At 54.3% G+C, this 11954-nt stretch carries 15 protein-coding genes, 1 other RNA gene and 1 pseudogene; 6 read left to right on the top strand and 11 right to left on the bottom strand.

Annotated features, from left to right (window positions below; translation table 11 throughout):
* Positions 1-47 precede the first annotated feature (47 nt).
* From trmD to ffh, 6 genes and pseudogenes are all read right to left on the bottom strand, one after another.
* Positions 48-788: a tRNA (guanosine(37)-N1)-methyltransferase TrmD gene (trmD, locus tag Q0O33_RS09945; RefSeq protein ID WP_295499037.1), complete on the bottom strand. Its 741-nt coding sequence runs from the start codon at positions 786-788 to the stop codon at positions 48-50.
* Positions 788-1162, bottom strand: coding sequence for a type II toxin-antitoxin system VapC family toxin (locus Q0O33_RS09940; protein ID WP_295499034.1), 375 nt, complete (start codon positions 1160-1162; stop codon positions 788-790). The genes trmD and Q0O33_RS09940 overlap by 1 nt, the downstream gene beginning before the upstream one ends.
* Positions 1159-1518 (bottom strand): AbrB/MazE/SpoVT family DNA-binding domain-containing protein, encoded by a 360-nt coding sequence (locus Q0O33_RS09935; RefSeq protein WP_295499031.1) that lies wholly within the window; start codon positions 1516-1518, stop codon positions 1159-1161. Before Q0O33_RS09935 ends, Q0O33_RS09940 begins: the two co-directional genes overlap by 4 nt.
* Positions 1519-1548: 30 nt before the next feature.
* The gene (gene rimM / locus Q0O33_RS09930; RefSeq protein ID WP_295499028.1) at positions 1549-2043 is read right to left on the bottom strand and encodes a ribosome maturation factor RimM; all 495 of its coding nucleotides are present in this window, start codon (positions 2041-2043) and stop codon (positions 1549-1551) included.
* Between the two features lie 144 nt (positions 2044-2187).
* Positions 2188-2649: pseudogene (gene rpsP / locus Q0O33_RS09925) on the bottom strand (30S ribosomal protein S16); the annotation flags it as partial.
* Between the two features lie 44 nt (positions 2650-2693).
* A complete protein-coding gene (ffh, locus tag Q0O33_RS09920) occupies positions 2694-4190 on the bottom strand; it encodes a signal recognition particle protein (RefSeq protein WP_295499022.1) in 1497 nt (498 codons plus the stop codon).
* Between the two features lie 242 nt (positions 4191-4432).
* Here ffh and dapF point away from each other — a divergent pair, with 242 nt between their 5' ends.
* From dapF to Q0O33_RS09895, 5 genes are all read left to right on the top strand, one after another.
* Positions 4433-5239 (top strand): diaminopimelate epimerase, encoded by an 807-nt coding sequence (dapF, locus tag Q0O33_RS09915; RefSeq protein WP_295499019.1) that lies wholly within the window; start codon positions 4433-4435, stop codon positions 5237-5239.
* Positions 5240-5247: 8 nt separating this feature from the next.
* Positions 5248-6501, top strand: coding sequence for a tRNA (N(6)-L-threonylcarbamoyladenosine(37)-C(2))-methylthiotransferase MtaB (gene mtaB / locus Q0O33_RS09910; RefSeq protein WP_295499039.1), 1254 nt, complete (start codon positions 5248-5250; stop codon positions 6499-6501).
* On the top strand, positions 6498-7427 hold the full coding sequence (gene ftsY / locus Q0O33_RS09905; protein ID WP_295499016.1) for a signal recognition particle-docking protein FtsY: 930 nt from the start codon (positions 6498-6500) through the stop codon (positions 7425-7427). The genes mtaB and ftsY overlap by 4 nt, the downstream gene beginning before the upstream one ends.
* The gene (locus Q0O33_RS09900) at positions 7424-8053 is read left to right on the top strand and encodes an inner membrane-spanning protein YciB (protein WP_295499013.1); all 630 of its coding nucleotides are present in this window, start codon (positions 7424-7426) and stop codon (positions 8051-8053) included. The genes ftsY and Q0O33_RS09900 overlap by 4 nt, the downstream gene beginning before the upstream one ends.
* A 155-nt stretch (positions 8054-8208) precedes the next feature.
* The gene (locus Q0O33_RS09895; protein WP_295499010.1) at positions 8209-8772 is read left to right on the top strand and encodes a urate hydroxylase PuuD; all 564 of its coding nucleotides are present in this window, start codon (positions 8209-8211) and stop codon (positions 8770-8772) included.
* Positions 8773-8822: 50 nt separating this feature from the next.
* On the opposite strand, the gene Q0O33_RS09890 is transcribed toward Q0O33_RS09895, so the two are convergent.
* On the bottom strand, positions 8823-9020 hold the full coding sequence (locus Q0O33_RS09890; RefSeq protein WP_295499007.1) for a helix-turn-helix domain-containing protein: 198 nt from the start codon (positions 9018-9020) through the stop codon (positions 8823-8825).
* A 62-nt stretch (positions 9021-9082) separates the two neighbouring features.
* On the opposite strand from Q0O33_RS09890, the gene Q0O33_RS09885 reads away from it, so the two are divergent.
* Positions 9083-9487: a SufE family protein gene (locus Q0O33_RS09885; protein WP_295499004.1), complete on the top strand. Its 405-nt coding sequence runs from the start codon at positions 9083-9085 to the stop codon at positions 9485-9487.
* Here the strand turns inward: Q0O33_RS09885 and Q0O33_RS09880 are convergent.
* From Q0O33_RS09880 to rnpB, 4 genes are all read right to left on the bottom strand, one after another.
* The gene (locus tag Q0O33_RS09880; protein WP_295499001.1) at positions 9475-9906 is read right to left on the bottom strand and encodes a hypothetical protein; all 432 of its coding nucleotides are present in this window, start codon (positions 9904-9906) and stop codon (positions 9475-9477) included. The two genes, Q0O33_RS09885 and Q0O33_RS09880, sit on opposite strands and share 13 nt — an antisense overlap.
* A gap of 20 nt (positions 9907-9926) precedes the next feature.
* Entirely contained in the window at positions 9927-10460 is a 534-nt protein-coding gene (locus Q0O33_RS09875; protein ID WP_125230064.1) for a J domain-containing protein, read from the bottom strand.
* Between the two features lie 51 nt (positions 10461-10511).
* A complete protein-coding gene (locus tag Q0O33_RS09870) occupies positions 10512-11144 on the bottom strand; it encodes a Yip1 family protein (protein WP_295498998.1) in 633 nt (210 codons plus the stop codon).
* Positions 11145-11607: 463 nt separating this feature from the next.
* An RNA gene (rnpB, locus tag Q0O33_RS09865) (RNase P RNA component class A) lies at positions 11608-11954 on the bottom strand; the annotation flags it as partial.

The following is an 11954-nucleotide window of genomic DNA, read 5'->3' as shown; positions in this document are numbered from 1 at the left end:
CTGCAATAGCTTCGGCTTCGAGTGTTTGGATGAGGTTCATGCCCCATTTAATCCTTATTCTTTTGTCGCACGTCAGAGGCAGGCTGAACCCGGGCGTCTTTGTAACGCCCCCAAAGGTCCGGTCTGCGTAACCGAGTAATTTCCTCTGCTTGTTGTTTCCGCCAAGCAGCTATTTTCGCATGATCCCCCGATCGCAACACTTCAGGGATCATACGCCCTTCCCAATCATTGGGTCGGGTGTAGTGCGGATATTCAAGCAATCCTTGTTCAAAGGATTCGTCGTCACCGCTTGAAGAGGCGCTCATTACGCCGGGAAGCAGCCGAATGCAAGCGTCTAACAACATCAACGCCCCGATTTCGCCCCCGGACAGGATGATGTCCCCCATGGAAACTTGTTCAATTTCAGGATGTGCGTCGAAAAGACGTTCGTCAAAGCCTTCAAACCGGCCACATAGCACGGTGACGCCGGGCCCAGCCGCAAGTTCACGGATGCGCGCCTGCGTGATTGGCTTGCCACGCGGGGTCATGGCAAGGATTGGAATATTGGAATGAAGTCCCGCTGCGTGTTCCACTGCCGCCGACAGAATATCCGCGCGCAAGACCATCCCTGCCCCGCCGCCCGCGGGTGTATCATCAACGGTCCGATGTTTGTCCGTTGCAAAGTCGCGGATATGTATCGGGCTACACGACCACTTCCCCTCCTCCAGTGCACGGCCAGCCAAGGATATTCCCAACGGTCCCGGGAACATTTCAGGGTAAAGGGTGAGGATTTGGGCGAGGTAGGTCATCAAACCGTCCAATTCTCTACCTTCAACCCCGGCACGTCGGCGAAGTCCTTCGCATTACCGGTGACAACAATCAGATCTTGCGAAACGGCATGGGCCGCGATCAACCGGTCAAAGCTTGCCCGTTTGAATGGCAGTTGCGCGTATGCCAAAGCAGCCTTGTAATCAAAGTCGAGGACGGGGACCTCCTCCACAAATGCCCGAAGCAGTTCCATCGTTGGAGGGGCACCACGTTCTGTGCCAAAAGCCACTTCCGCGAGCGCGATAGATGATGTGACCATATCGCCAACGTCACATAGTGCCGCACGCATGACAACGTTTTCATCAGCGTTTTCAGTCAAGGCAACAATGATGTTGGTGTCGAGCAGATATTTCACTTGTCGCGCGCCTTTTCATCGATTGAAGACGGTCGGGGTTCGAACGAACGGTCCTCTCTTTCGACATATTTCAGGCCCTTTGCCGATCCAGCAACCTTGGCAATGTTGAACTTGCGTTTGGGTTGATCGACGGGTTCGTAAGACAGGAACTGCCCATGCTCCACCACCAGTTCCATCTCCATCCCCGCTACTAAATCAGTACCCGCCGGAATGCGGACCGCTAGCGAGTTGCCAGATTTGAAGATTTTGGTCTTATGCCGTTGCTTTTCATTTGTCTTCATCCAAGGCGCAGAGCCGAATGTCCGGGCAAGCCTGAAAGCCCGCCGTTCCTCATTTAACTCATTGTTTTTATCCATAACCGCCTCTGTGTATACGCAATGTATATACTAAATGACGAAGTCGGAATCAATCACTATCCGCTCACCCCATTCGGGAACGGCATCGGTGGTCATCGGGACCATGAACTTTTTGCCGGGTTTGCCATCAACAGACGGCATCTGAATTTCGAGCACATCGCTTGCACCGAAATTTTCGACGGCGACGCAAGTGCCAAGGTCCGTGCCATCGGTGGATATGCACGGCAAACCCAATAGGTCACTATAATAATATTCACCCTCACCCAATTCGGGCAAAGCCTCCCGCGGAACCGTTAGGAGTGTGCTGCGCAGCTTTTCCGCTGCATTGCGGTCGTTGATTTCGGCAAAACGGGCGATAGCGCCGTCTTTGGTCGGGCGTAGCGACTTGACCGTCAACGCCCCGTCATTGAAGCTCTTATAATGTTTCAAGCTGTCCAGACTGTCTGCAAACAGCTTGAGACGGACTTCGCCCGTCACGCCGTGCGCGCCAGAAACGGCGGCAAGCGTGACGGTGTTGTCAGCCAAGGCTTAGCCCTCGGCCTTTTCTTCAGTTTCTTCTTCAGCAGCTGGTGCAGCTTCTTCCGCAGCAGGCGCTTCTTCGGCGGCGGCTTCGGCAGGCGCTTCTTCTTCCGCAACCACTTCAGCAGGTGCAGCTTCTTCAGCTGCAGGTGCTTCTTCAGCAGCAGCCTCAGCAGGCGCAGCTTCTTCAGCGGCAGGCGCTTCTTCGGCTACTACTTCAGGCTCTGGCTCAGGTGCCGGAGCTGCGGCAGCTACTGCGGCAGCTTCTTCAGCTTCTGCAAGCTTAGTAGCCTTGTCTTCGGCACGATCCTTGGCTTTCTGGCCTGGCTCACCCTTGTTCAGGTTGTTCTTGACCTTACGCTCTTTGACGCCAGCGACGTCAAGGAAGCGGGCTACGCGGTCCGACGGTTGCGCACCAGCGGCGAGCCAATGCTTCGCGCGCTCGGTGTCGAGGATAACGCGCTCAGCGCTATCCTTAGGCGCCTGCGGATTGTAGCTGCCGATACGCTCAATGAACTTACCATCGCGCGGTGCACGTGCGTCGGCTACGACGATTTTATAATAAGGACGCTTTTTCGAACCGCCCCGCGACAAACGCATTGATAATGCCATAAAACTAACTCACCTTTCTTGAAATATTCAAATTAAACAATATCTTATTTCTTCTTATTCAAAAGCCTTGCGAGGTCAGGTGACATCCCGCCACCACCGCCCATTCCGGGGAATCCGCCCATACCAGGTGGCATTGCACCGGGGGGAAGGCCATGCATCCCCTCCATCGCGCCACCCAAATCGCCGCCGCCCAGGCCACCTTTGCCGCCGCCAAACATCGCCGCAAGGCCTTTCAGCCCGCCCATTTTGCGGATGCGCTTCATGGCACTTGCCATTTCCTGGTGCATTTTGATCAGCTTGTTGACGTCTTGCACGGTCATGCCGGAGCCTTTGGCAATGCGGATCTTGCGCTTGGCGTTCAGCAATTCTGGTTTGGCACGTTCTTTCGGTGTCATCGACCCGATGATGGCATCCATGTGTACAAGCAACTTATCGTTCATACCGCTGGCGTCCATCGCCTGCTTGGCCTTTTTCATGCCGGGCATCATGCCAGCCAATGCGCCAAGGCCGCCCATCTTGGTCATCTGGCGGAATTGGGTGCGCAGGTCGTCCATGTCGAACTGACCCTTGGCCATTTTGGCCGCGAGTTTCTCCGCGTCCTCTTTTTCGACCATTTCGGACGCGCGTTCGACCAAGCCGACGACGTCGCCCATTCCAAGAATACGGCCCGCGACACGGCTTGGGTTAAATGCCTCAATAGCATCCAGCTTCTCGCCGACACCTGCAAATTTGATGGGCTTGCCGGTAATGGCGCGCATCGACAATGCCGCACCACCGCGTGCATCACCATCCATACGCGTGAGCACGATACCTGTCAGATCAACGCGTTCGCCGAAGCTTTTCGCGACATTGACGGCATCTTGGCCTGTAAGCGAGTCCACGACCAACAGGATTTCCTGCGGCACGGCGACCTTCGCCACGGCCTGCATTTCGTCCATCAATTGCTGGTCGACATGTAAGCGACCAGCGGTGTCGAGGATGAGGACATCAAAGCCCTGTAATTTAGCCGCCTGCAACGCACGTTTGGCGATGTCGACGGGCATTTGCCCCTGCACGATGGGCAAGGTCGCGACCTCAGTTTGCGTGCCGAGCGTCCCCAACTGTTCCTGCGCTGCTGGGCGATTGACGTCGAGCGACGCCATCAGGACTTTCTTGCCCTGCTTCGCCTTCAACATCTTGGCGATTTTTGCAGTTGTAGTGGTTTTACCCGAACCCTGCAGACCGACCATCATGATGATCGCTGGCGGCGCAACGGCCAAATTCAGGTCGCTTTGTTCAGCGCCCAACATTTCGACAAGTGCATCGTTAACGATCTTGACAACTTGCTGACCTGGCGTGACCGATTTCAGGACCTGCGCGCCAACGGCTTGCTCGGTCACCTTGTCGATGAATTCACGGACAACGGGCAATGCAACGTCCGCCTCAAGCAAGGCAACGCGCACTTCGCGCATCGCTTCACGCACATCGGCTTCGTTCAACGCACCGCGACCACGCAGGCGATCAAACACACCTCCTAATCGGTCACTCAGCTTGTCAAACATCGACATTCCTTACCAAAGCGCCTCAAATGAGGCATAAACGAATAAAAGCCGGTGAGCGAATCTTCGCCGACCAGCTTGGAAACTACGGATTTCCATCAAATTATGAATGGCAGATTGCCTGCCTATCGCGGGCCTTTATCAACAGGCTTTGCAAAACGCAAATCATTCCGCGTTGCGCCCACACCGATAGCGGGTCGCATGAGCGGTGGACACTGCGGCCTGCAGCCCCTAAATCGCCGTGGATGGCAAAAGGCGAATTTCACAAAATGCATGGATTGGGTAATGACTTCGTCATTATCGATGCGCGCGCATGTCCCATGGAAATGTCGCCGTCCCGCGCGCGGGCAATTGCCGACCGGAAGTTCGGCATTGGCTGTGACCAAACAATCCTTTTGGGCAAGTCCCAAATTGCCGATGTCGCTATGCGCATTTTTAACGCTGATGGCAGCGAAGTTGAAGCATGCGGCAATGCTTCACGCTGTGTCGTGGCTTTGTTGCAGCAAGATCTGAAAATCGAGACCAAAGGTGGCGTGATATCAGGGCAATTGTCCGGCAACGCCGTGACCGTTTCCATGGGTGAAGCCAAGTTCGACTGGCAAGACATTCCGCTCGCTTTTGCTATGGACAGTGGTTCCCTGCCGCTTGCCTGGGAAGAGCTGGAAAACCCCATGGCGGTCAACATGGGCAATCCGCATGCCGTGTTCTTGGTCGACGACGCCGATAAGGTTGATCTCGCGCGGCTTGGCCCAATCATTGAGCATGACGCAGCCTTTCCAGAACGTGTAAATGTCAATGTGGGGTCCGTTCAAGGCAATGAAATCCGTCTTAACGTATGGGAACGCGGCGCAGGCCTGACGGGGGCTTGCGGCACGGGGGCCTGTGCCACCGCCGTTGCCGCCATTAAGCAAGGCAAGGTCCAATCCCCCGTCATTGTCCACCAAAAGGGTGGCAGTTTGACCATCGCATGGGCACCGGGGCAGCCTGTGATCATGACGGGCAGCGCGACCTATGTTTTTACCGGACAAGCGGACTGGGATGATTTTGGATGAACGTCCCTTTGCAGAAGCCCGAAGTTATCAGCATGGGGTGTCGCCTTAATCTTGCAGAAAGCAATGCCTTGGCCGAGCAACTCGCAGGGCATGACGACATTGTCATCATTAACAGTTGCGCGGTCACCAATGAATCTGTCCGCCAAACACGCCAAGCCATTCGGCAAGCGCATAAGCGTCGCCCAGATGCCCGTGTGTGGGTCACGGGTTGCGCCGCACAAGTGGAGCCTGAAACCTTTCAGAATATGCCCGAAGTTGCTGGCGTCTTCGGCAATCATGAAAAGCAAAATGCCGCATTGCTGCGCGAGATAATCGAACGCCCTGACCGCCCGGTGGTGGTATCGGACATTATGACCATCGCGCAAACCGCTCCGCATTTGGTCACCGCTTATTCCGGTAAGACGCGCGCCTTTGTTGAGGTGCAAAATGGCTGCGACCATCGCTGCACCTTTTGCATCATCCCTTATGGCCGAGGCAACAGTCGCTCGGTTCCAGCGGGTAGCGTTATCGAACATATTCAAAAGCTGGTGGATACAGGTTTTCAAGAAGTCGTGCTGACGGGTGTCGATGTCACCAGCTATGGCCATGACCTGCCGGCACAGCCCAATTTGGGTTCATTGGTCGAACGCATATTGAAACTTGTGCCAGACCTTCCGCGCCTGCGTCTTTCGTCCATCGACGGCGTGGAGATTGATGAAAGGCTGTTTGACCTGCTGACTGGCGAAGCGCGCGTCATGCCGCATGTCCATCTGTCATTGCAGGCAGGCGACAACATGATCCTGAAACGTATGAAACGGCGCCACAGCCGTGAACTGGCGATTGACCTTGTTGCGCGGTTGAAAGCAAAAAGGCCAGACATTGCGATTGGCGCGGACATCATCGCCGGTTTCCCGACCGAGGATGACGCCATGTTTGCCAACAGCGTCGACCTCGTGCGCCAATGCAATATCGTTCATGGACATATTTTTCCGTACTCGCCCAAAAAGGGTACGCCAGCGGCGCGTATGCCGCAATTGCCGCCGCAGACTATTAAGTCCCGCGCGAAGGCGTTGCGTGATGCCTTGGCCACCGAGAAGGCTGCTTGGATAAAGGCGCTTATTGGCACCGTCCAAAATGTTGCCGTCGAAAGCGGCGGCTTGGCTGGTCATGCGGAAAATTTCGCGTATCTGAAGCTGGATAAGATAATGCCCGAAGGCCGCATCGTTTCAGCCCGTGTTACCCATATCCAAGACGAGATTTTACAGGCAGAGGTTATCGAATGAGCGAAAATGCTGGATGGACGGACCGTTTGTTCGGCGGCCTGAAAAAAACATCAGGTAAGCTGACGGAGAATATTGCTGGACTTGTGACCAAGGCAAAGCTTGACGCAAGCGACCTCGATGAGATTGAGGATGCGTTGATTGCATCTGACCTCGGTCCAGCCATGGCGTCACAAATCCGTGACAAGATTGCCGCTGGCCGCTTTGATAAGGGCATTGATGCCGATGGCATAAGGCAGATCGTGGAAGATGAAATTGCCTCGGTCCTTGCGCCGGTCGCTTCCCCGCTGGAAATTGATGCATTCCCGCGACCGCAGGTCATTTTGGTCATTGGCGTCAACGGCTCAGGTAAGACGACAACGATCGCAAAGCTCGCCAACCTGTTTCTGGAACAGGATTATGGCGTCATGCTGGCGGCGGGTGATACCTTTCGCGCTGCCGCCATTGGCCAGTTGAAGATTTGGGCCGAACGCATTGGCGTGCCGATTGTCACCGGCCCCGAAGGCGGCGATGCGGCGGGCGTCGTATTTGACGCCGTTAAAAAGGCAACGGCCGAAGGGATTGATGTCCTGATCGTCGATACGGCGGGCCGTTTACAAAATAAACGCGAGCTTATGGATGAACTTGCCAAGATTCGCCGTGTTTTGGGCCGCCTGAACCCAGCCGCACCGCATAATGTTGTGCTCGTCCTGGACGCCACAACGGGTCAAAATGCCTTGTCGCAGATTGAAACCTTTAAGGAAGTGGCTGACGTGACCGGTCTTGTGATGACAAAATTGGACGGTAGCGCGCGCGGCGGCATACTGGTCGCGGCAGCCAAGCAATTTGGTTTGCCCATCCACGCCATTGGCGTTGGCGAATCCATTGATGATTTGCGGCCGTTTAACCCGCAAGATGTTGCCCGCGCGATTAGCGGCGGTTCGTTGTGAGCGAAGTCACTCCCACACAAAAGCCATCAGGCACGCTGAACTTCGTCCTCGATTTCGGGCCCTTATTTTTGTTCTTTATCGCGTCAAAATTCGGCAGTTCCGATACGGACCCGAAACAAGGCGCGATTGTCGGTACAGCGGCATTCATGGCCGCAATCATCGTTGCGGTAATCGTCTCGAAGTTCAAACTCGGCAAGATTTCGCCAATGTTAAAGTTAACGGCCGCGCTGGGCATTTTCTTTGGCGCGCTGACAATCTGGTTTCACGACGAACGCTTTATTCAGATTAAGCCGACAATCATTTATGCCTTTTTTGCGGCGCTTTTACTGGGTGGCGCGTTACGCGGCAAAGCCATGCTGAAATATGTGCTAGAAGCGGCCTATCAGGGTCTAAGCGAAGCTGGTTGGCTAAAACTGTCACGCAGCTGGGGCCTATTTTTCCTCGCGCTGGCAGGATTAAACGAAATTTTCCGCCGGCCCGAATGGTTTTCGTTCGACACATGGCTTACGATCAAAGTGTGGGGCGTGACCGCCCTCACCTTCCTTTTCGCTTTAGCCAATATACCCATGCTCATGCGTCATGGCTTAAAGCTCACCGATGAAGCCGAGGTTCCCCCACAGGGATAAGCGTCATGGTCAGGACCTAGTTTTGATCGGCGCGGAATACGCCGTTGCCGTGATCCGATGCTGTAGACGCAGAAAATATGTGACAAGCCCCTGCCATCGAGATAGGCAGCATTATGTCAGGGGCAATACTGCCTGAATGCCTACAGGAGGAAAAAATGGCGAAGTTTTTTGGAAATCTACATCTCGTGCTGGTCGCTGGTCTCGCACTGTCATTTGCAGTGATGTTTGGCTTGCACGGAGACGCGGTCACAGCGCAATCGATCACACGCTGGCTGCATACATTCTTTGGGATCGTTTGGATCGGTTTGTTGTATTATTTCAACTTTGTACAGATCCCTACCATGCCGAAAGTGCCTGCCGAACTTAAGCCCGGCATTTCGAAGCATATCGCGCCATCGGCGTTGTTTTTCTTCCGCTGGGGTGCGGCGCTGACCGTATTGTTTGGCCTCATCATTGCCGTTCAAGCTGGTTACGCCCATCAGGCCTTTACGTTGCAAGACCCTTATAAGTTGATCGGCGTTGGCATGTGGCTTGCCGTTATCATGGCGTTTAATGTGTGGTTCATTATCTGGCCGAACCAAAAGAAAGCGCTTGGCATTGTGGAAGCGGATGACGCGACAAAGGCGAAGGCAGCTACCACAGCGATGATGACATCACGTCTCAACACAATACTGTCGATCCCGATGCTGTACACGATGGTCAGCTTTAACGGCGGCTAAATTCGGACATCTGGGGTTCAAAGAAGGGGTGGCACATGCCACCCCTTTTTTTATCCCAGCAGGTCGTGTTTTTTTAACGTGTGGCGCAGCTGGTCATAACTGAGATTAAGCGCTTTGGCGGTCTGTCGTTGATTGTAACGAGACTTTGCTAGCGCTAGCTCCAAGACTGCCTTTTCAAATTTCTCGGTCGCCTCGCGAAAGTCAGTTACCTCCTCTGCTTGACTTAGGTCCGTCGAATAGCGCGTCAAAAAACTTGAGGCTATCGCTGCAGGGATTGATATCTAAACCCTGTAGCCATATGCGGGTCGCCATGACCACACTCACTGACATCCAAGAAGAATATGAATTCCTCGAAGCCGACGACCGCTATCGTTTGTTGATCGATCTTGGCCGCGAACTAGCGCTTATGCCAGATGCGCTGAAAACCGATGCGACCTTGGTCCGGGGTTGCTCGGCGAGTGTCTGGGTTTATCCGGTCACCGACAATAACCAACTTTCGTTTATGGCAGACAGCAATGCCGCGATTACAAAGGGCATCATCGCGCTTGTCCTCAAAACGGTGGACGGCAAAAACGCCGCCGAAATTTTGGATACTGATATCGAAAATGCCCTCGCCCCGTTTGATCTGAAAAACCAACTCAGTTCAAACCGGACGCAGGGCATTCCCAATATGATTGCTCTTATCCGCGAAACAGCCGCGCGTTATGCCATCTGAGCTGGCCGAACACCCAGCCAAAGCGCAAAGGCCGGAGGTGGCGGCGCGGCTAAACCAGCGCCAACCGATACTTCGCGCTTGGCAAAAACGGGTGTCGCCCCCGCAACAGGTGGCATGGCAATTTGCAACGCTGTCGCAGGAAAATCCGCCGCAATAGCAGCACCGGCAAAAGCACAAGGTTGGTGTTCAACCGATTTGCCTTTTGATGGATCTTCCTTGTGCAGCTTGCCTGTTTTATCCATCCAGACGGTTTGGGTATCCATGCCTGCGCAGATAGTTAGCGCAAAACCACGTTCCGCTGATGGCATATAACCGGACGGAATGATGACACGCATCGCCAGCGCCATCAGTATAAAAATAGCGGCAAAGTTCCGTAAAGGCGACGAATCTAGTCTCACAGGCGCCATATAGGCGCGCATATTCGGCGGCACAAGAGAGGCTAGCCTTTCCACTCCCGGCGTTCTTCCGCCACGCGTAGGACGTCATAGGCCGCCTGCCCTGCCTGAAAGGCCTTGGCCGCATCGGCATTGCCGGGGTTCACATCAGGATGCGTTTCCTTGGCAATTTTGCGCCAAGCCTTTTTGGCATCTTCAAAAGTGGAATCGCTTTCGAGGCCTAAAATATCCAGTGCATGCATTTCATCGCGGCTGCGGCTGCCATCGCCGGACCCTGCCCAACCATAATGCGCTGATTCCTTATAGCCCGAGGAATCTCGGCGTTCATTGGCCTCGCGCTCATCGGCTTCTTCTTTGGTCAGTCCCTCAAAATAGTCATAACCGCGATTATATTCGCCCGCATGCTCTTCACAGAACATCCAGCGTTCGGGATTATTAGGAGATTTTGGCGCTGGGCAGTTTCCAGCCTTGTTGCAGCCATATCGATCACACAGGCGTACTTGTTGTGCCTCGCTACTACTTCCGTAGCCCCGCCAGCGGGGAAAACCCCAGTCATTTCGTCGCGTAGATCGCACCATGCCGCCGACTTAGCGGCGGCATGCGCATTTTGCTAGGGGCGCAAACGCAATTTATGCGCCGGACAACGTGCCGCCCATCATCGGATTGCCTAAAAACGTCGTATAGAGCAGTCCTGCGGCGATGCCAGATATGACCAAAGCAAGAACGACATAAATGACTATGATGACCACCGTAAACCCGGCAATTTTTTCCTTTGGAACGCCCAGTACGGGATGTAGACCGAGATAAATCAGGTAAACTCCATAAACAATTGCAGCAAAGCTCAGCAATGCCCCCAAAAAGGGTATCCAGCTCACCAACGCCACTACAGCACTTGGGGTACCGGCGTAGGTCATTAACTTCATGGCCTGCACTTTGTCCGACGTGCCGTTAAAGCTTGGCGACACCAGCTTAATGATAGCTGCCATCACGCACAGGATGACAAGTGACAGAATGAAATCAACGACTGCCATGCCCGTTATGGTCATAAGGTCCATTGGGATAGCACTGCCAAGCCCCATCATGTCGGCGGCTGAAATACCCAATAGCCCGGTAAACAATATGGTAGAAACTAAAGGTATCAGCGCCAACGGCGCTGCATAACCCGTTAATAGCCCACCGACAGTAGCAGGTTCCGACGTAATGACATTCCATTCATCCGATGGTTTCAAGATGATATTCTTGGTGCGTAGCACAATCGACATTGACTTAGCCCTCCAGAATTGGCTTGTCATGGAACAGAACATATTGATGCCAATATGTAAATATTGACGTGCGCGTCAACTTGGGGGGAAATATGATAATCTTGACTAGAATTTTGGTCGCCGCCATCGGCGTCATTGCTTTGCTTGGCGTTGGCCAGCATTGGTTTGACCTTGACGCGGTAGCGGCAGAGCGCGGCATGCAAGCCGTTGGTGATATTGGTCGTGCGAACTTGCGCGCAGATGTTGGCGGACTGTTCCTTGGGATCTCAGTTCTGACGCTGTTTGCTGCGGTGCGGCAGCACCAAGGTGCTATCCTCGCTGCTTTGGTGCTGTTGGGCGCGACATTGTTTGGGCGCTTCCTCAGCATCGCAATCGACGGCTATAGTGCGCCTGTCGCCCCACCGATGATTGTTGAAGCCATTATTATCGCGATTTTAATCTTTGCGTATCGCGCATGGGGTAAAAAGCCAGAGGGTCTGTAAGCCGGGTTCTGTCCTCCGCTTCGGGAAACCGAAGCGGATGTGCGACCATTCATCTAGGCGACGCATTGCTGCGGCACTCATGCAACCAACCCGGGCGACTGGCAGGAGGATGCCATATGCCGCCCCTATTCGGTTTTGCTCCCGGTGGGGTTTGCCCTGCCGTTTCTGTTACCAAAAACGCGGTGCGCTCTTACCGCACCGTTTCGACCTGGCCGCATCGAAATGCGGTGGACTATTTTCTGTGGCACTTTCCCTAAAATTGCTTTCGCCGGACGTTATCCGGCACCGTTCCTCGCTGGAGCCCGGACTTTCCTCCCCTTAGCAGTTA

Origin of the sequence: Sphingorhabdus sp. EL138 (assembly GCF_945862485.1) — a bacterium.
In the GTDB taxonomy this organism is placed as follows: Bacteria; Pseudomonadota; Alphaproteobacteria; order Sphingomonadales; family Sphingomonadaceae; genus Sphingorhabdus_B.
This window is presented reverse-complemented; position numbering and strand designations above follow the sequence as displayed.